We start from the raw sequence: 18,175 nt of genomic DNA, 5'->3' as shown, positions 1-18,175 counted from the left end.
TATAAGTTTTTAGGAGGGTTATATTAATGAAGGTAAAACCATCAGTAAAACCGATTTGCGAAAAATGCAAAACGATAAAAAGACACGGTAAAGTTATGGTTATTTGTAAAAACAAAAAACATAAACAAACACAAGGTTAAAAATAATCTCCGGCTCATTAGCGGCTGATAAATTTTTAAGGGCTACCTTAAAAGATGGGCTGGGTTTTATAAGATAAATATTTATTTGTAATTACGGAGGTGTAGCAATTAATGGCACGTATCGCTGGTGTAGATCTTCCAAGAGATAAGCGTGTTGAAGTAGGCCTTACTTATATTTATGGTATAGGTCCTAAGTGCGCTCAAAATATAATTAAAGCTACCGGCGTAAATCCTGACATTCGTGTTAAGGATTTAGATGAATCGGATGTTAGTAAATTAAGAGAGTATATCGATAAGAATGTCAAGGTAGAAGGCGATTTAAGGCGTGAAGTTTCGTTAAACATAAAACGTCTTGTTGAAATCGGCTGTTACCGCGGAATAAGACATCGTCGCGGCTTGCCTGTTCGTGGGCAAAGCACGAAACAAAACGCAAGAACCCGCAAAGGCCCCAAAAGGGCTGCAGCGAGCAAGAAAAAATAGGAGGAGGGATATAAGTGGCTCAACCTAAAGGAAAGAAAACAACTAGAAAACGTAGAGAAAAGAAGAATATAGAGCGTGGGCAAGCGCATATCCGTTCTTCCTTTAACAATACTCTTGTAACCATAACAGACACAGCAGGCAATGCACTTTCATGGGCATCTGCAGGCGGCCTGGGTTTTCGTGGTTCTAAAAAGAGCACTCCATTTGCAGCACAGACAGCAGCTGAAACAGCAGCTAAAGCAGCGATGGAGCATGGTTTAAAGACAGTTGAAGTATATGTAAAAGGTCCGGGATCGGGAAGAGAAGCTGCAATAAGAGCATTGCAGACAGCAGGTTTAGAGGTTAATTTGATAAAAGATGTGACCCCTATCCCTCACAATGGATGCCGCCCGCCAAAGAGAAGAAGAGTATAAGGAGGAAAGCTATAAATGGCAAGACATACAGGATCTGTTTGCCGTTTGTGCCGCCGGGAGGGTGCAAAACTCTTCCTTAAGGGTGACCGTTGTTATTCGCAGAAGTGTTCTTATACTTTGCGTCCGGTTGCACCAGGCCAGCACGGTGTAAGCAGAAAAAAGCAATCTGGATATGGGCTTCAGTTGCGCGAAAAACAGAAAGTAAAACGTGCATATGGAATGATGGAATCTCAGTTTGAGAAATTCTTTAGAATTGCTGAAACCATGAAGGGAAAGACTGGTGAAAATCTGTTGCAGCTTTTAGAGCGCAGGTTAGACAATGTTGTTTACCGTTTAGGACTTGGCGACAGCCGTGCACAGGCTAGGCAGATGGTTTTACATGGTTTTATTAAAGTAAATGGCAAAAAGGTTGATATAGCATCATACTTAGTTAATGAAGGTGATGAAATTACTATTCGCGAGAAAAGCCGTGATATGGAAAAATTTAAGGAAATACGCGAAGGCGATGCAAGGCCGATGCCGAAATGGTTAACGTTTGATAATGCGAATTTAACAGGAAAAGTTATAGCAATTCCGGATAGAGACGACATCGATTTAACGATAGAAGAGCATCAGATTGTAGAGCTTTATTCCAAATAATTAAGCTTATGTGCCCCCAGAAAGATGGGTTTTAAGGAGGGTAATTAAAGAATGTTAGGAATTGAAAAGCCAGTAATAGAATGTGTTGAGGAGTCCGGTAAGAACTATGCAAAGTTTGTCGTGGAGCCTCTTGAGAGAGGGTTTGGGACAACGCTTGGCAACTCGCTTAGAAGAGTTCTTTTATCCTGTTTGCCGGGTGCAGCAGTTACCAGCGTTAAAATAGACAACGTACTTCATGAGTTTTCTACGATAGAAGGCGTTAGAGAAGACGTTGTCAATATTGTTTTAAATTTAAAACAACTTGTAGTACGTATGTATTCAGACCAGCAAAAGACGCTTATAATAGATGCACACGGGCCTAAGGATGTAACAGCGGCAGATATAGTCTGCGATTCGGAAGTAGAGATAGTAAACCCTGAACTTACAATTGCTACACTTGGTGAAAACGCTAATTTATACATGGAAATAACAGTTGATAAGGGCAGAGGATATGTCATGGCAGATAAAAGCAGCCAAGAAAATCTTCCTATTGGCATAATACCAATAGATTCTATCTATACGCCTATTAAAAAAGTCAATTTTAACGTTGAAAATACTCGTGTCGGCCAAATTACGGACTATGACAAGCTTTCTTTGGAAGTATGGACAAATGGCAGCGTAATGCCTGACGAAGCAGTATCGCTTGCAGCCAGAATTTTAAACGAGCATTTAATGCAGTTTGTCAACTTAAATAAAACGGTCGATATGGGAGAGATAATGGTTGAAAAGGAAAGCAATACAAAGGAAAAAGTCCTTGATACCACTATTGAAGAACTGGATTTATCTGTACGGTCTTACAATTGCCTAAAACGTGCAGGAATAAATACAGTACAAGAGCTTTTACAACGCAACGAAGAAGAGATGATGAAAGTCAGAAATCTCGGAAGAAAGTCTTTGGAAGAGGTTTTAGTGAAGTTGGATGCGTTGGGGCTTAAATTAAGACAGGATGATTAAACAAATAGGAGGGTTTTTAAAGTGGCGCTTTATAATAAACTTAGCAAACCGTCCGGCCCGAGAAAGGCAATGCTAAGAAATCTAGTTACCGACTTATTATGGAATGGTAAAATAGAGACTACTGAAGCAAAAGCCAAAGAAGTCAGGTCTATTGCTGAGAAGATCATTACCATGGCCATTAAGGAATACGATTCTAATGTCAAGGTGAAAAAGACGGTTTTAGAAAACGGCACGAAAGTGGAAAAAGAATTTGAAAATGATTCACCCGCTAAACTTCATGTAAGAAGGCAGATAATGTCTTATGTGTATGATATCAAAGAGGCAAAAGGTGAAAAAGAAAGCAAGTACACCTATATAAAAAGGACAAAGGACATTCAGCATCCATTAGTTGAAAAGTTATTTAGGGAAATCGCCCCTAAGTATGACAAGCGTGCGAAGGAGTCCGGTCAAGGCGGTGGATACACACGCATAGTGAAAAAAGGACCACGGCGCGGAGATGCTGCAGAAGTTGTTATTCTGGAGCTCGTATAGTGCTAAGAGATACTTAAAGGGCTTTAATTTAAGCCCTTTTTTTTAAAAAGATTATGGACGATATAATAAAGATCAAAAATGTCAGTTATTCTTATGATACGGAAAATGGTGAAAATGTAGCTCTTAATGATATAAGCTTAAATATCAAAGAGGGTGAATTTATTGTGTTTATCGGCCACAACGGTTCAGGTAAATCGACACTTGTCAAGATGTTAAATGCACTCATTATTCCAAAGGAAGGCGAAATAACAGTTGACGGAATGCTGACATCTGATGTTGAAAATAAATATGAGATAAGAAAAAAAGTAGGCATGGTTTTTCAAAATCCGGATAACCAGCTTATAGCCACGCTGGTTGAAGACGATGTGGCATTTGGCCCGGAAAATTTAGGGATACCGCCAAAGGAGATAGTCAAAAGGGTTAATTCAGCTCTTGAAGCCGTTGATATGACGAAATTCAGAAACAAGGCTCCGCATCTTTTAAGCGGCGGCCAGAAACAGCGCGTAGCTATCGCCGGAGTTTTAGCTATACGCCCGGATATAATAGTTCTGGACGAGCCTACTGCAATGCTGGACCCTGAAGGCAGGGGTGAAGTGCTTTCAACGGTTAGGCGCCTTAACAAAGAAGAAAACAAAACTATAGTTTTTGTTACGCATTATATGGAAGAAGTTGTATATGCTTCAAGAGTTGTGCTTTTATATGATGGTAAAATAGTATTCAACGGGACGCCCAAAGAGCTTTTTTTGAACAAAGAGCTTATTGCTGAATCGGGAATGACAATGCCTGTTCCAACGGCACTTTACCATCGGTTAAAGGCAAGGGGTATAGATATTGAGGACTGCCCGCTTACAACTGAGGAGTTAGTGGAGGGAATATGTCGCTTGTTATAGAGAATTTGGTTTATACATATATGCCAGGAACCCCATTTGAGGCAAAAGCGGTTGATAATATATCCTTTTCTATTAAAAAGGGCGAATATGTTGGGGTAATAGGCCATACCGGATCCGGGAAGACCACGCTTATTAAGATCATGTGTGCACTTTTAAAACAGGATTCCGGAAGAGTTTTGCTAAATGGTCAGGACATAGGCGCCAAGGGCTATGACAAAAAAGTGCTTAGAAAAAGTATTGGCGTCGTATTTCAGTATCCGGAGTACCAGCTTTTTGAAGAGACGGTCTATAAGGATATAGCCTTCGGGCCTAAAAAGCAGGGTTTGTCTGACGAGGAAGTTGATAAAAACGTTAAGGCAGCTATGAACATGCTTGACCTTCCATTTAATGAAATCAGCGAGAGGTCTCCTTTCGAACTGTCCGGCGGACAGAAAAGGCGTGTAGCTATCGCCGGAGTACTGGCGATGTTTCCGGAGATTCTGATACTCGATGAACCTGTTGCAGGCCTAGACCCTGTCGGCAGGAAAAATCTTTTTAGACTTATCAACAGGCTTAATAAAGAAGGAACTACTATAATACTGATAACACACAGCATGGACGACCTGGCACAGAATGCAAAACGTGTTTTAGTTTTAGACCATGGGAAAATACTGACGGACGATATACCGCAGAATGTATTTGGAAAGTCTTATGCGTTAAGGGAAATCGGCCTGGATATCCCAGAAGTATCTAAAATTGCGCTTATGCTAAATGAGCGGGGTGTAACCGTTGACAATAGTGTACTCACAATTAAGAAGCTGGAAGAAGACATTATTGAACTTTTTGGTAAGAACAAATGATTAAAAATATTACACTTGGGCAATATTTCCCCGGCGAATCGCCAATACATAAGATAGATCCAAGAACAAAGATACTACTTGCTGTTGCATTAATAGTCTTTGTTTTTATAGTTAAAACGTATATAGGGTATGCGGTATTGTTTGCTTATATATTTACGGCGATTCTTATGTCCGGTATCCATGTAAAGTACGTTTTGAAAAACTTAAGGTCACTTTGGTTTATACTTTTTTTTACATTCGTATTAAATGCGTTTTTTACATCTGGGGAGACGACATTATTCGAATGGTGGATATTCAGGGTTACTAAAGAGGGGTTAAATCAAGCTGTTTTTCTGGCTTTAAGGTTAATATTGCTTTTATTTGCAACCAGCCTTTTAACATTGACTACCTCGCCTATTGAATTTACGGATGGACTGGAAAAGCTGTTAAAGCCTTTAACTATAGTGCATTTTCCGGTAAACGAACTGGCAATGATGATGACGATAGCCATTCGTTTTATTCCGACACTTTTAGAAGAGACAGATAAAATAATGAGTGCACAGACAGCAAGAGGAGCAGACTTTGAAAGTTCCAGTTTGATAAAGCGAGCTTATAGCTTAATACCATTACTTATACCTTTATTTGTTTCAGCATTCAGGAGAGCTAATGAACTGGCGCTTGCGATGGAAGCAAGGTGCTATTCCGGCGGTAGAAACAGGACAAGGATGAAAAGCTTAAAAATGGGATATAGGGATTTAGTTTCTTATTTAACGTTTTGCGGGCTCATTGTTTTTATCTGTTTTGGATTCTAAATGTATGGAAAAATTTAAAATTATAATCGAATACAATGGAAAGAACTATTGCGGATGGCAAAAGCAAACAGGCCAATCAAGCGTCCAAGGCGAGCTTGAAAAAGCAGCTTTTAACATTTTTTCTAAAAATGTTGATATAGTTGGTGCAGGCAGAACGGATGCCGGAGTACATGCGGCTGCTCAAGTTGCTCATTTTTGCGTTGAAACCGATATACCGGTAGGTAAAATAGCGCTTGCGTTCAATGCACATCTGCCGCTGGATATAGCTGTTAAAAAAGCTGAGACAGTTTCTGTTGACTTTCATGCAAGATATAGCGCAAAAGGCAAAAAATACGTATATTCAATATACAATGCAGGCACAAGGCCGGCAATTTTTAAAGATTTTGCTACTTTTATCCCGACAAAATTAAATATTAAATTAATGCAGGAAGCGGCGGCGGCGTTTTTAGGCACGCATGATTTTGCAGCTTTTATGGCTGCCGGTTCGAGCGTTAAATCTACGATAAGGACTATAAACTATATAAGTGTAGTATCTAACGGTGATTATATTTTCATAGCAGTTAAAGGAAACGGATTTTTATATAACCAGGTAAGGATAATGGCCGGGACTTTAATAGAAGCCGGCAAGGGAAAGATTTTGCCTGAAGATGTGTCAGATATAATAAAAAGCAAGAAAAGGGAACTTGCGGGGCCTACCGCACCGCCTGAAGGGCTAATATTACACGAAGTAATGTATTAAAATTTTAAGAGGTCATATATGCATACATTTATTGGGAAAAGTGAAGATGAACTAAAGAAATCATTACCCGGCACTATAGACCACGCTGTGCTAAAAGCAGACGCTACAGCAGACGATGTTATACACGCTTGCACCCTAGCAAAAGAATACGGTTTTGCAAGTGTGTGCGTAAATGCAGCTTATGTTCCGCTTGCATTTGAACACCTGAAAGGTACCAATGTAAAAGTAGCTACCGTAGTTGGGTTCCCCCTCGGAGCCACAACTTCTAAAACCAAGGCGTTTGAAGCAAAAGAGGCAATAGATTCGGGCGCTGGCGAAGTGGATATGGTCATAAACATTGGGTTTATAAAAAGCGGTGACCTTAACAGTGCAAGAGAGGATATAAAAGAAGTAAAAAAAGTTTGCAGAGGAAAAGCACTTTTAAAAGTTATATTGGAAAACTGCCTTTTGACAGATGAAGAAAAAATTAAAGCCATAATTATAAGCAAAGAGGCAGGGGCGGATTATGTTAAGACATCTACTGGAATGAGCAAAGGCGGGGCAACGATTGAGGACGTTGAACTTATGTATAAAACAGCCGGTGATACTATGAAAATAAAGGCATCGGGTGGAATCAGAACGGCCAATGATGCAATTGCATTTTTAAAAGCCGGCGCTTCACGGATAGGAACAGGAAGCGGCGACGTGTTAGTAAAACAAGTGATAGAAGATTAAAATATTCGCCTTTTAAACGGTGGATTTTTAAAGAGAAGGGTACTTTACAAAAATATAAGTCTCGTTATAAAATTTACACATACATATTGGGAGGATAAGCAAATGGCAGGTAAACCGTTAGCAAAAAAGATAATTGAAAAACATTTGGTTTCTGGGGAAATGGTTCCGGGAAGCGAAATATCGATTAAAATAGACTATACGTTGACGCAGGATTCAACAGGCACTATGGCATATTTGCAGTTTGAATCCATGGGAGTGAAAAGAGTAAGGACCAAGCGTTCGGTTGCGTATATAGACCATAACACTTTGCAGTCTGGTTTTGAAAATGCGGACGACCATAAGTATATAGAGACGGTCGCAGCAAAGCATGGCGTATACTTTTCAAAGCCAGGAAACGGCATCTGCCACCAGGTTAATTTAGAGAGATTCGGAGTTCCGGGAAGTACGCTTCTAGGTTCGGACAGCCATACGCCGACAGGCGGAGGTATAGGTATGATAGCCATAGGTGCAGGAGGGCTTGACGTTGCAGTTGCCATGGGCGGAGGAGCTTATTACCTTCCTATGCCGAAGATAGTGAATATTAAGCTGACCGGAAAGCTAAGCAGCGGTGTTTCGGCAAAAGACGTTATTTTAGAAGTTTTGCGCATGCTGACTGTAAAAGGCGGCGTTGGGCGTATAATAGAATATTCCGGAGCAGGAGTAGCTACGTTGAGCGTTCCTGAGCGCGCAACCATAACTAATATGGGGGCGGAACTCGGAGCGACTACCTCGATTTTTCCAAGCGATGAAACGACAAAGGCCTTTTTAAAGGCACAGGGAAGAGAAAAAGACTATACTCCTCTTTCCGCAGATAAAGATGCTGTTTATGATGAAGAATATACGATCAATATGTCTAATTTAAAACCGCTCGCTGCAAAACCGCACAGCCCGGATAACGTAGAAGCAGTTTCAGATATAGGCAGCATAGCTATAGACCAGGTCTGCATAGGCAGCTGTACGAATTCATCCTATCAGGATATGATGAAGGTTGCCAATATATTAAAAGGCAAGACAGTTGCAAAAAACGTAAGCCTTGTCATTTCACCGGGCTCAAAACAGGTTTTAAACATGCTTGCTAAAAACGATGCGCTAGGGGACATGATAGCAGCAGGAGCAAGAATTTTAGAATGTGCATGCGGCCCATGTATAGGTATGGGGCAATCCCCGAAGACAGATGCCGTTTCACTTCGCACATTTAACAGAAACTTTTTTGGCAGGTCCGGGACTGCATCGGCAAAAGTTTATTTGGTAAGCCCCGAAACTGCAGCAGCATCGGCGATAGCGGGGGTGCTAAGCGACCCTACAAAAATGGATATAGATATGTCGGCACTTAACATAGACATGCCAGACGAATTTTTTATAAACGATAATTTGATAATTTCACCGGCAACCAACGGAGAGGATGTGGACATAGTCCGCGGGCCTAACATAAAGCCTTTCCCAGTAAACAACGAGTTAGCCGACTTAGTTACCGGAGAAGTACTCTTAAAGATGGAGGACAATATCACTACGGACCATATTATGCCGTCTAACGCAAAACTTTTGCCATATAGGTCTAATATACCTTATCTATCAGAGTATTGCCTTACACCGGTTGATGAGGCGTTCCCTGAAAGGGCAAAAAGCAAAAACGGAGGCTTTTTGGTTGCAGGACAAAATTACGGGCAAGGCTCTTCGCGTGAACATGCGGCTTTGGTTCCTTTATATCTTGGTATCAAAGGCGTAATAGCCAAGTCTTTTGCGAGGATACACATGGCCAATCTCATAAACTCAGGTATTTTGCCTATGGTTTTTGTCGATGAAGCAGATTATGACAGGATAGATACTGCAGACGTATTAGTCATTAAAGATGCAGTTTCAAATGTTCTTGATAAGGATACTTTTGAAGTTTTTAACAAAACTAAAGGCTTTGGTTTTATGGTAAAAATAGATGCGTCTGACAGGCTAAAATCAATACTTGCAGACGGAGGGTTACTAAATCACACTAAAAAATCAAATGCTTAAATGATTGCAATAACATAAATGATTTTAAAAAAGTAAAGATAAAAAGCCTTAAAAAAAGAAATTTTAAAAACTTAGTTATAAATATGCGTTTTTAATACATAATTTAATTTAAACGAGGTTTTTAATTTAAGGTAATAATTAAGTAATTTTTTTTAATAAGGAAACATTTACTTTTTTAACCCGTCAAAAATCTTGTAGATACAAATGTTTAACTTTATAAACATTTCTTAAAGCAAGCTTTTAAGGGGCAGATCATGAAAACAGGTAACAAGAGCGAGAAAAGACCGATAGAAAAGAAAAAAATTATTATAATAAGTTTACTTGGTACTTTAGGTGTACTCTTAGTCATTTCATTAATATTTATTTTTGTGATAGATAATACCCAATCTGTTAAGGATTCCATTAAAGATTATACTTTTTGCAGCGGCGTAAGCATAGAAGGGACGGATTTATCCGGCTTGACATTTGAACAGGGTAAAGCCAAGATTAAGGAAATAGACTTTAACGATAACACTGAAATAACATTTACAGTAAACGGGGATTCGTATACATATGAGGGAGACAAGATCGGCATATCTTATGATTTGGATGTAGTGTTGACAAATGCGATACTATATGGGAATGCAGGCACCTTGATGAACCGTATACTTGAAAAAAACACTGCTATTGAAAAAGGCAAAGATTTTAAACTAGAACTTACACTAGATGAAGAAAAGTTTCGTCAAGTCCTCAATTCGAGTGAGGGCATAAACAGGCAGGCTCAAGATGCGACTGTTGAATTCAATGCAGAAAAAGACGATTTCGACCCATTGACAGATGAGGTCTTTACATATCATGAGGCAAAAGAGGGTATTCAGGTCGATATGGATCAGGTAGTTTCTTTGGTCAAGGAGGAGCTAAAAAGCGGCGATTTAAAGACTATAGAGGTGTCAGGAACTACAACAGGGCCATCAGTTACAGTAGAAGATTTAAAGGCAACGAGACAACTTGTATCCGAATACAGTAATTCATATAAAGGCCATAACAACGACAACCCGAATAGGGTATATAACTTCACAAAACTAGCAGGGATAATCTGCGGCATGACTATTGAACCGGGAGAGGAGTTCTCCATGAACGATAGAGTCGGCCCAAGGTATGCTTCTCTAGGGTGGTTAGATGCACCGGGGCTTACAGGCGGAAGGGCGGTAGACCAGCCGGGCGGAGGAGTATGTCAGGCTTCATCTTGTTTTTATATGGCATCTATTTTGGCTGAGCTCGAAGTCGTTGAAAAGCAAAACCATTCATGGCCATCTTCATATCATCCGGCGGGGCTTGATGCTACGATAAATACCGGCTCACCCGACCTAGTGGTTAAAAATCAGTATTCTACAACTATATACATAGTGGCATATGTAAACACAAAGGACAAGACGATGAATGTAAAGCTTTACGGTGCTCCTTTGGCCCATGGGTATACAGTAGATTATGTATCTACCAAGGTCAGCAACATTCAGCCGGGGACTCAAAAAAAGATAGAAGCAACTGAGGACCCTGACGGGAATGCAATTGAACCGGGTGACCAAGTAGTATGGCAGAAAAGAAGAACGGGTTCTGTATGGACTGTTACAAAGAGATATTTAGATGCAGACGGAAACGTCGTTGAAGAATTTAAAAATTGGGATACTGTAAGGTATCCAGCATTTAGCGGAATTATATATTACAACCCTGAAAGCACGCCTGTATCAGAAGATACAGACACTAAAGGGACTACATCGACTACAAGCCCTAGCGCATCGGTCTCACCCAGTACTTCTACTTCACCAAGTACATGATTTGGTATATAATATATTAAAAAGAACCTGCTAAGCAAAGGAAGATAGCTTAAAAAGGGATATGGGGTATTAAAATACAAAAGATGAGAGTTAGGTTAATCAAACGACGCAGTAAAACCGCAAAATCAAAAACTTTACATTTATCTATAAAAGATTTAAAGCGCATTTTATCTTTAATGGTATTTGCGCTTATTGTAGCTAGCGTAATAGCTATTATATCATCTTCAGGAAATAGTACAGTTGATGAAAAATACGTTTTTTCAGATGGAATATTTATAAACGGAATAAACGTAGGCGGGATGACAAGGGAACAGACAGATGATTATTTTGCGCAGAATATAGAAGATATGTTAAACAATACGGGCATCAACTTTACTGTCCTAGATGAGGAACGTGTTTTTAGTGCTAAAGAAATGGGATGCTCAGTTAATATTGAGGAAGTATATAAAACGGCAAGCAGCTATAATGGCAATGCTGACAGCGTGGAAGACATACATTATGCCAAAGTTACCGATAACGGGTTAGAACTCACTTTATTTATTAAAGTCGGCAAAGAAAAGATGTACGATTTTTTGCTTCAGAATAAAAACGAAGTCAATATTGCACCAACTGAGCCCACTGTATCTTTTGACCCGGATAATTCTGATATGTTCTCTTATATAGAGGGCGAGAATGGTTTCGATGTCGATATGACCGATTTAGTAAACCGTTTATACGATAAATATGAAAACGGCTCAGAAGAAGCAATAGCAGCAATTGGAAGTGAAACTACGCCTAAATATACGGTAGAAGACGTTAAGGAAAACACGGTTAAGATAACATCTTATACAACTTATTTCAAAGAGAGCGTATCTTCAAACAGGGTATTTAACATTATAAAAATGGCTGGGATCATAAACGGCCAGGTAATAAAACCTGGAGAAGTATGGTCTATAAATGAGGTTGCCGGGCCAAGGACTGAAGAGCTGGGGTGGAAGCTTGCGCCGGGAATTGAAAACGGTCTTTATTCAGACCAGCCGGGCGGAGGCATATGCCAGATATCGACTACGCTATTCAATGCAGCGATAAGGGCAGAGCTTGAATTAGTAGAGCACAAGCGCCATTCATGGCCATCATATTATGCGCCTGAAGGACTGGATGCTACTATCTCTACGGGTTCGCCTGATTTAAAACTGCAAAACCCTTATGAAACACCCATATATATTTTGGCAAAAGTTGATAAAGAGACAAAGAGCGTTACGGTTGATATTTACGGTGCGCCGCTTTCCCATGGGTATACCGTTGACTTTGTATCAAAGACAGTAAAGACAGAGTATCCGCCGGCACCGGATATAAGGGAATCTGAAACGGATACGAACGGAGAACCGCTTGAACCGGGAGAGAGCGTAAAAGTTCGTGACAGCAAGATGGGCATATACGTTGAAGTATATAAACGATACATAGATAAAGATGGTAAAGTCGTGATGGTTCAGCTTATGTATGATTGCACATATTCTGCAAAATCAGCGGTTTATTATGAAAACCGGAACGAACCGACCGAAGGCACGGATTAATTAGACATTAAAATTTACTGTTGATGAAAAGACGCTTTTAAGAGGCGTCTTTTCAGTTTATAATTGCGAATATTAAAAGTAAGTGATAAAATATATTTTTAATAATGTATGTAATTTACACGTAATAGCCAGGAGGTATTTAAGATGGAAGAAAAAATAGCCAACGAGATATTAGATATTTTGCAAAATAATGGAAAAGCATTGCCAAGCGACATTACAAAGATGATTGGAATAGATGAGGAAACGGTCGGCTTGACGATAAAGCAGCTTGAAAAAGATAAGGTAATTGCAAAATACTGTGCAGTAATAAACCGTGAAAAACTCGAAGGTGAATATGCAGAAGCGTTGGTTGAAGTGGGCGTCACTCCGCAAAGGGACCGCGGATACGATGACGTGGCAAAAAGAATCTATCGCTTCCCGGAAGTCAAGGCAGTTTATTTGATGTCTGGCACTTACGACCTGGCTGTCATGTTAGAATCCGATAATGTTAAAAAGATATCGAAATTCGTTTTTGAAAAGCTGGCGGTTATAGACGGGGTCAGAAAAACTGCTACGCATTTCATTATGCGCAAGTATAAAGAGCAGGGCGCTATATTTGCCGAAGAAGAAAGAGATACAAGGTTGGTGGTCTCACCGTGAATTATAACAAAGTAATAGCTAAAAATGTAATAAATATGCCTCCATCGGGGATACGTAAGTTTTTTGACGTTGCATCAACGAGAAAAGACTGTATTTCTCTTGGAATAGGTGAACCGGATTTTGTCACTCCGTGGAACATACGCGAGAGAGCTATTTATGCCATAGAGAGAGGCGAAACACATTATACATCTAATTGGGGCTCGCCTAAGCTTAGGCTGCAAATAGCAGCATATTTGCAGTTGAGAACGGGGGTTTCATATGCCGAGAAAGAAATACTAGTAACGACAGGGGCTTCTGAGGCGCTTGATTTAGCTTTTCGTTCCCTATTAAACGGCGGTGAAGAGATACTTATACCGGCGCCTTCTTATGTTTCATATATGCCAAACACGATATTAGCAGGGGGCGTGCCAGTACCTTTGCAGGTCGTTGAAGAAAATAAATTTAAAATAACGAGAGATTTATTAAAAGCGGCTATAACTAAGAATACTAAAGCAATAGTCATACCTTATCCAAACAACCCGACAGGGGCGATAATGACAAAGGAAGACCTACTAGATATAGCAGACGTTATTAAAGAAAACGACTTGATTGTAATTGCAGATGAGATATATTCAGAACTTACATATGGAAGAAAGCACTTTTCAATAGTATCCATCCCAGGTATGAGGGAAAGGACCATATTAATAAACGGATTTTCCAAAGCCTTTGCTATGACAGGGTGGCGCCTTGGATATGTAGCTGGCCCGGTAGAGATCTTAAGTGCTATGTGCAAGATCCATCAGTATACTATGCTCTGTGCGTCTACGATAAGCCAGGCAGCGGGATATGAGGCCATTAAATATGAAATGGAAAACGATTTCCCACAAGTAACCGAAATGCTTATCCAATATGACAGGAGGCGTAAATTCATATATAACTCATTTAACGAAATGGGCCTTAAGTGTTTTGAGGCAGAAGGGGCATTTTATGTCTTTCCTAATATAACCTCAACCGGCCTTTCATCTGAAGAATTTTGTTCCAGGCTGCTTTTTGAAAAGAATGTGGCTTGTGTTCCGGGAGATGCATTCGGCGAAGCCGGCGAAGGCTATATACGTTGTTCTTATGCTTCATCTATTGAAAATATCGAAGAAGCTTTAAACAGGATACGCGAATTTTTACAGGAGATTTAAATAAACATGCACATAAAACTCGTGGCACTTGATTTTGACGGGACATTGATAAACGATGATTTGATCATTACTGAAGAAACAAAAAATACGATATATGAATGCCATAAGAGGGGTATAGAGGTCTTTTTAAATTCAGGCAGAGTATATTCAACCATAGTAAGGTTTGCACGTGATCTTAAAATCAAACTACCGATAGCCTGCTGTAACGGAGCTTACATGCGTGACGAAGAAAAAATATACAAACAGGAAATGCTGACGACAGATGCAACAATTAAGGCTATGGAAGTAATAAGAAAATACGGCTGCTATTTTCATGTTTTTGTTAAGGAAAAAATCCTGGCAGAAAAACACATGTTTTGGCCTGAGCTTTACGATATATGGAGAGACGGTATAGGTAAAGGATATGAGGACATTTTAAGAAAAGACCTGAGTTTTCAAGAAATAGTTGATTACACCGATGACGACGTTATAAAGATTTTAGTAGTAGAAGACGATGAAGAAAAGATGAATTCCTTAAAAAACGAACTCAGTGAAATAGGCAGTTATTATTTGTGCTCTTCGGCAAGAAATATTCTAGAGATTTTAAAACCGGGAATATCAAAGGGTGTAATTTTAAAAGAAATGGCTGATAAGCTTGGTATTGAGTCCGATGAAATCATGGCCGTTGGAGACAGCGACAATGACCTTAGCATGATAGAATATGCGGGGCTTGGAGTTGCACTTAAAAATGCGGCTAAAGAGCTTAAAAGCATTGCGGATCTTACAATGGAATTTACTAATAACGAAGAAGGGGCGGCGCAAGCAATCAAACGTTTTGCTTTAGAGTAGTTAAATGGGAAAAGTTGCTATATTAAAGTGCGATGAATACGAGTACGAAAAGGTACAAGATACACTTTTAAACGCTATTTCATTGCTCGGCGGAATAGATAAGTTCATTTTCCCTGGGGCAAAGGTAGTTGTCAAGCCTAACTTGCTTAGAAAGGCAGCTCCCAGACAAAATATAACAACTCATCCGTTTATCGTTAGAGCGATATGTACTCTTGCTAAAGAAGCCGGAGGAGACGTGACTATCGCCGAAAGCCCCGGAGGTATTTACACTAAAGCCGCATTAAAAGCAATATACGATGCAACAGGCATGACCGAAGCGGCAGAAAAAAGCGGGGCAAAGCTAAATTATGATACCGACGTCGTTGAAGTTGAATTTGGGCATGGTTCACATATAGAAAGTTTAAGGCTTATAAAGCCTGTAGTTAACGCTGACGTTATCATATCAGCAGCTAAACTTAAAACACACAGCATGATGGGATATACCGGAGCCGTTAAAAATATGTATGGTGCCGTGCCCGGAGTCACTAAGGCGGAATACCACTTTAGAATGAAGGATAAGGACCGTTTTGCGGACATGCTCATTGATTTATATGAGTTTATCCACCCGTCACTTAGCATTATAGATGCTATATGGGGAATGGAAGGAGAAGGCCCTGCAGCGGGAGACCCTGTCAAGATAGGGGCTTTGATGGCTTCAGACGATGCGGTGAGCCTGGACCTAGCTGCTACACATATGGTGGGAATGGACGCAGGATATGTCCCTGTCTTAAAAAGAGCGATTAAGCGCAGTATCTGTTTAAGCGATATTTCAAATATAGAGTTTTTGGGAGATGCTATAGATAATTTTAAGTGTAAAATAAAGACGCCTGTATCACTTCAACAAGAACTTATAAAGGGGTACGTCCCCGGATTCTTAGAAGGTTTTGCAGACAGGTGCCTTGCTCTTTATCCGGCATTTGATAAGGATAAGTGCATATCTTGCATGATATGCAAAGATAACTGCCCAGCTGGTGCCATAAGGGTTGTAAATTCAAAGCCAAAACTTTCCAAAAAATCGTGTATACAGTGTTATTGCTGCCATGAACTTTGCCCGAAAAAGGCAATTAAGATAAAACGCCCATGGATTTTTTCAACGGCGGAAAAACTGTTTAAGTAAAATTTAAAAGAGGCATTTTATATGGCATTTAATATAGTTCTGGTAGAACCGGAAATACCCCAGAATACGGGTAACATAGTTCGCACATGCGCAATCACGGGGGCAAAACTTCATTTGATAAAACCACTCGGGTTTTCTATAGAAGACAGGTATTTAAAAAGAGCAGGTCTTGACTATTGGAAAGATGCACAGGTTATCGTTTATGATAATTTAGAGGATTTTTTCTCCAAGAATAGCGGCAGGTATTACTATGCCTCTACAAAGGCTAAAAAGACATACAGTGATGTAGCTTTTACAGACAACGATTATATATTATTTGGGAAAGAGACAAAGGGGCTGCCGGAAGAACTCATATACGGCAACTACGATTATGCCATACGTGTGCCGATGAAAGAAGGGCAGCGCTCCTTAAACCTTTCAAATAGTGTGGCTATAGTACTTTATGAGGCATTGAGGCAAAGCGGTTTTTTAAGCCTTAAGTGATTTTAAATGACTATTTGGCCCATTATACTTGATTTTTTGCAAATAAATGAATAAAATATTATTTGGTGAAGGTTGAAATAAAAAAGGAGAATAAGTATGAATAAAAAGACTGTAAAAGATATAGACGTAACTTCAAAAAGAGTATTAGTTCGCGTGGATTTTAATGTTCCGCTAAATGATAAACAAGAAATAACGGATGAAACACGGATCAGGGCTGCGCTTCCAACAATAAATTACCTTTTAGAGAAAAAGGCAAAGGTTATTTTGTGTTCGCATCTAGGACGGCCAAAGGGTGAATTTAAGAGTGAATTTTCTCTAAAGCCTGTAGCTGCCAGGTTATCTCAGCTTGTTAATGCGAAGGTCACTTTAGCAAAAGATGTAATAGGTGAAAGCGCCAAATCTTGTGTTGCAAATATGAAAGACGGGGAAATAGTCCTTTTAGAAAATGTTCGTTTCCATAAGGAAGAGACTAATAACGACGAGGCGTTTGCAAAAGCATTAGCCAGCTTTGCCGATGTATATGTAAACGATGCATTTGGTTCTGCACACCGTGCACATGCATCTACTACTGGAGTCGCTGAATATTTACCTTCCGTAGCGGGGTTTTTACTTGAAAAGGAATTAAACGTTATAGGCGGAGCTTTAGAACATGCAGAAAGGCCTTTCGTGGCTATTTTAGGCGGTGCAAAAGTATCCGATAAAATCGGTGTTATAGAGAACTTGATGAAAAAGGTAGATACTTTAATAATCGGCGGAGGAATGGCATATACCTTCTTTAAAGCAAAAGGCTATGAAGTAGGCAAATCTCTTCTTGAGGCAGACAAAGTCGATCTTGCCGCAAATATCATGAAAGATGCCGAAAAGATGGGGTTAAAGCTTCTTTTACCTGTAGATAACGTGATAGGGAAAGAATTTAAGCCTGACACTGAGAAAAAAGTAGTAGACAGTGACAAGATACCGGCTGATTGGGAAGGTTTAGACATAGGGCCTAAGACAAGGGAACTGTTTGCCACTGAAGTAAGAGCTGCAAAGACCGTTATATGGAACGGGCCTATGGGCGTATTTGAATGGGAGGCTTTTGCTGAAGGCACAAGGGCTGTTGCACAGGCCATGGCAGACTGCAAAGGGATGACTATAATTGGCGGCGGTGATTCTGTTGCCGCAATCAAACAGATGAAGTTCGAAGATAAGATATCACATATTTCAACAGGCGGCGGAGCTTCGCTTGAATTTATGGAAGGAAAAGCATTGCCGGGCGTTGTCGCGCTTGATGATAAATAGTTATTAATAATAAATTTATATAGATTCGCGGAGGTAGTTA

At 39.9% G+C, this 18,175-nt stretch carries 20 protein-coding genes; all 20 read left to right on the top strand.

Translation table 11 applies throughout. The features are described 5' to 3' along the window. Positions 1–26: 26 nt before the first annotated feature. The 20 genes from rpmJ (at position 27) to R2876_02805 (ending at position 18,135) form a co-directional block, all read left to right on the top strand. Positions 27–140: a 50S ribosomal protein L36 gene (gene rpmJ / locus R2876_02900; protein ID MEZ4357565.1), complete on the top strand. Its 114-nt coding sequence runs from the start codon at positions 27–29 to the stop codon at positions 138–140. Positions 141–251: 111 nt separating this feature from the next. Next, complete coding sequence (gene rpsM, locus R2876_02895; GenBank protein MEZ4357564.1) at positions 252–620, top strand: 30S ribosomal protein S13; 369 nt, start codon at positions 252–254, stop codon at positions 618–620. A 14-nt stretch (positions 621–634) separates the two neighbouring features. Next, positions 635–1,033, top strand: a complete 399-nt coding sequence (gene rpsK / locus R2876_02890) for a 30S ribosomal protein S11 (protein MEZ4357563.1) — start codon at positions 635–637, stop codon at positions 1,031–1,033. 15 nt (positions 1,034–1,048) lie between these two features. Further along, positions 1,049–1,672, top strand: a complete 624-nt coding sequence (gene rpsD / locus R2876_02885) for a 30S ribosomal protein S4 (protein ID MEZ4357562.1) — start codon at positions 1,049–1,051, stop codon at positions 1,670–1,672. Positions 1,673–1,723: 51 nt separating this feature from the next. Further along, positions 1,724–2,665 carry a DNA-directed RNA polymerase subunit alpha gene (locus R2876_02880; GenBank protein MEZ4357561.1) on the top strand — a complete coding sequence of 314 codons (942 nt, stop codon included), beginning with the start codon at positions 1,724–1,726 and terminating at the stop codon, positions 2,663–2,665. A 21-nt stretch (positions 2,666–2,686) separates the two neighbouring features. Continuing rightward, positions 2,687–3,196 carry a bL17 family ribosomal protein gene (locus R2876_02875; protein MEZ4357560.1) on the top strand — a complete coding sequence of 170 codons (510 nt, stop codon included), beginning with the start codon at positions 2,687–2,689 and terminating at the stop codon, positions 3,194–3,196. Positions 3,197–3,246: 50 nt separating this feature from the next. Next, on the top strand, positions 3,247–4,086 hold the full coding sequence (locus R2876_02870) for an energy-coupling factor transporter ATPase (GenBank protein ID MEZ4357559.1): 840 nt from the start codon (positions 3,247–3,249) through the stop codon (positions 4,084–4,086). Next, positions 4,071–4,925 carry an energy-coupling factor transporter ATPase gene (locus tag R2876_02865; GenBank protein ID MEZ4357558.1) on the top strand — a complete coding sequence of 285 codons (855 nt, stop codon included), beginning with the start codon at positions 4,071–4,073 and terminating at the stop codon, positions 4,923–4,925. The genes R2876_02870 and R2876_02865 overlap by 16 nt, the downstream gene beginning before the upstream one ends. Next, positions 4,922–5,716: an energy-coupling factor transporter transmembrane component T gene (locus R2876_02860; protein ID MEZ4357557.1), complete on the top strand. Its 795-nt coding sequence runs from the start codon at positions 4,922–4,924 to the stop codon at positions 5,714–5,716. The genes R2876_02865 and R2876_02860 overlap by 4 nt, the downstream gene beginning before the upstream one ends. A gap of 4 nt (positions 5,717–5,720) precedes the next feature. Then, a complete protein-coding gene (gene truA, locus R2876_02855; protein MEZ4357556.1) occupies positions 5,721–6,455 on the top strand; it encodes a tRNA pseudouridine(38-40) synthase TruA in 735 nt (244 codons plus the stop codon). 18 nt (positions 6,456–6,473) lie between these two features. Beyond that, the gene (gene deoC, locus R2876_02850; protein ID MEZ4357555.1) at positions 6,474–7,169 is read left to right on the top strand and encodes a deoxyribose-phosphate aldolase; all 696 of its coding nucleotides are present in this window, start codon (positions 6,474–6,476) and stop codon (positions 7,167–7,169) included. Between the two features lie 102 nt (positions 7,170–7,271). After that, on the top strand, positions 7,272–9,212 hold the full coding sequence (locus tag R2876_02845) for an aconitate hydratase (GenBank protein ID MEZ4357554.1): 1,941 nt from the start codon (positions 7,272–7,274) through the stop codon (positions 9,210–9,212). Positions 9,213–9,466: 254 nt separating this feature from the next. After that, on the top strand, positions 9,467–11,026 hold the full coding sequence (locus R2876_02840) for a VanW family protein (GenBank protein ID MEZ4357553.1): 1,560 nt from the start codon (positions 9,467–9,469) through the stop codon (positions 11,024–11,026). An 83-nt stretch (positions 11,027–11,109) separates the two neighbouring features. Continuing rightward, on the top strand, positions 11,110–12,579 hold the full coding sequence (locus R2876_02835) for a VanW family protein (protein MEZ4357552.1): 1,470 nt from the start codon (positions 11,110–11,112) through the stop codon (positions 12,577–12,579). Positions 12,580–12,723: 144 nt separating this feature from the next. Continuing rightward, positions 12,724–13,218 (top strand): Lrp/AsnC family transcriptional regulator, encoded by a 495-nt coding sequence (locus R2876_02830; GenBank protein MEZ4357551.1) that lies wholly within the window; start codon positions 12,724–12,726, stop codon positions 13,216–13,218. A 35-nt stretch (positions 13,219–13,253) separates the two neighbouring features. Next, complete coding sequence (locus R2876_02825; protein ID MEZ4357550.1) at positions 13,254–14,387, top strand: aminotransferase class I/II-fold pyridoxal phosphate-dependent enzyme; 1,134 nt, start codon at positions 13,254–13,256, stop codon at positions 14,385–14,387. A gap of 6 nt (positions 14,388–14,393) precedes the next feature. Further along, the gene (locus R2876_02820) at positions 14,394–15,215 is read left to right on the top strand and encodes a Cof-type HAD-IIB family hydrolase (GenBank protein MEZ4357549.1); all 822 of its coding nucleotides are present in this window, start codon (positions 14,394–14,396) and stop codon (positions 15,213–15,215) included. Between the two features lie 4 nt (positions 15,216–15,219). Further along, a complete protein-coding gene (locus R2876_02815) occupies positions 15,220–16,371 on the top strand; it encodes a DUF362 domain-containing protein (GenBank protein MEZ4357548.1) in 1,152 nt (383 codons plus the stop codon). Positions 16,372–16,392: 21 nt separating this feature from the next. Next, positions 16,393–16,854, top strand: a complete 462-nt coding sequence (locus R2876_02810) for a tRNA (cytidine(34)-2'-O)-methyltransferase (protein MEZ4357547.1) — start codon at positions 16,393–16,395, stop codon at positions 16,852–16,854. Positions 16,855–16,950: 96 nt separating this feature from the next. Then, positions 16,951–18,135 carry a phosphoglycerate kinase gene (locus tag R2876_02805; GenBank protein ID MEZ4357546.1) on the top strand — a complete coding sequence of 395 codons (1,185 nt, stop codon included), beginning with the start codon at positions 16,951–16,953 and terminating at the stop codon, positions 18,133–18,135. Positions 18,136–18,175: the final 40 nt, after the last annotated feature.

The sequence above is a fragment of the Eubacteriales bacterium genome (genome assembly GCA_041390245.1).
Classification (GTDB): domain Bacteria; phylum Bacillota; class Clostridia; order Christensenellales; family JAWKQI01; genus JAWKQI01.
The sequence above is the reverse complement of the archived record's forward strand: the minus strand, read 5'-3'. Positions and strand labels throughout refer to the sequence as shown.

What these genes read in the sequence shown, in the direction of transcription:
- R2876_02840 (MEZ4357553.1), top strand. Translation starts at nt 9,467, where the DNA reads ATGAAAACAGGTAACAAGAGCGAGAAAAGACCGATAGAAAAGAAAAAA.
- rpsD (MEZ4357562.1), top strand. Translation starts at nt 1,049, where the DNA reads ATGGCAAGACATACAGGATCTGTTTGCCGTTTGTGCCGCCGGGAGGGT.
- deoC (MEZ4357555.1), top strand. Translation starts at nt 6,474, where the DNA reads ATGCATACATTTATTGGGAAAAGTGAAGATGAACTAAAGAAATCATTA.
- R2876_02835 (MEZ4357552.1), top strand. Translation starts at nt 11,110, where the DNA reads ATGAGAGTTAGGTTAATCAAACGACGCAGTAAAACCGCAAAATCAAAA.
- R2876_02815 (MEZ4357548.1), top strand. Translation starts at nt 15,220, where the DNA reads ATGGGAAAAGTTGCTATATTAAAGTGCGATGAATACGAGTACGAAAAG.
- R2876_02805 (MEZ4357546.1), top strand. Translation starts at nt 16,951, where the DNA reads ATGAATAAAAAGACTGTAAAAGATATAGACGTAACTTCAAAAAGAGTA.
- rpmJ (MEZ4357565.1), top strand. Translation starts at nt 27, where the DNA reads ATGAAGGTAAAACCATCAGTAAAACCGATTTGCGAAAAATGCAAAACG.
- R2876_02820 (MEZ4357549.1), top strand. Translation starts at nt 14,394, where the DNA reads ATGCACATAAAACTCGTGGCACTTGATTTTGACGGGACATTGATAAAC.
- R2876_02845 (MEZ4357554.1), top strand. Translation starts at nt 7,272, where the DNA reads ATGGCAGGTAAACCGTTAGCAAAAAAGATAATTGAAAAACATTTGGTT.
- R2876_02810 (MEZ4357547.1), top strand. Translation starts at nt 16,393, where the DNA reads ATGGCATTTAATATAGTTCTGGTAGAACCGGAAATACCCCAGAATACG.
- R2876_02860 (MEZ4357557.1), top strand. Translation starts at nt 4,922, where the DNA reads ATGATTAAAAATATTACACTTGGGCAATATTTCCCCGGCGAATCGCCA.
- truA (MEZ4357556.1), top strand. Translation starts at nt 5,721, where the DNA reads ATGGAAAAATTTAAAATTATAATCGAATACAATGGAAAGAACTATTGC.
- rpsM (MEZ4357564.1), top strand. Translation starts at nt 252, where the DNA reads ATGGCACGTATCGCTGGTGTAGATCTTCCAAGAGATAAGCGTGTTGAA.
- R2876_02825 (MEZ4357550.1), top strand. Translation starts at nt 13,254, where the DNA reads ATGCCTCCATCGGGGATACGTAAGTTTTTTGACGTTGCATCAACGAGA.
- R2876_02880 (MEZ4357561.1), top strand. Translation starts at nt 1,724, where the DNA reads ATGTTAGGAATTGAAAAGCCAGTAATAGAATGTGTTGAGGAGTCCGGT.
- R2876_02830 (MEZ4357551.1), top strand. Translation starts at nt 12,724, where the DNA reads ATGGAAGAAAAAATAGCCAACGAGATATTAGATATTTTGCAAAATAAT.
- R2876_02865 (MEZ4357558.1), top strand. Translation starts at nt 4,071, where the DNA reads ATGTCGCTTGTTATAGAGAATTTGGTTTATACATATATGCCAGGAACC.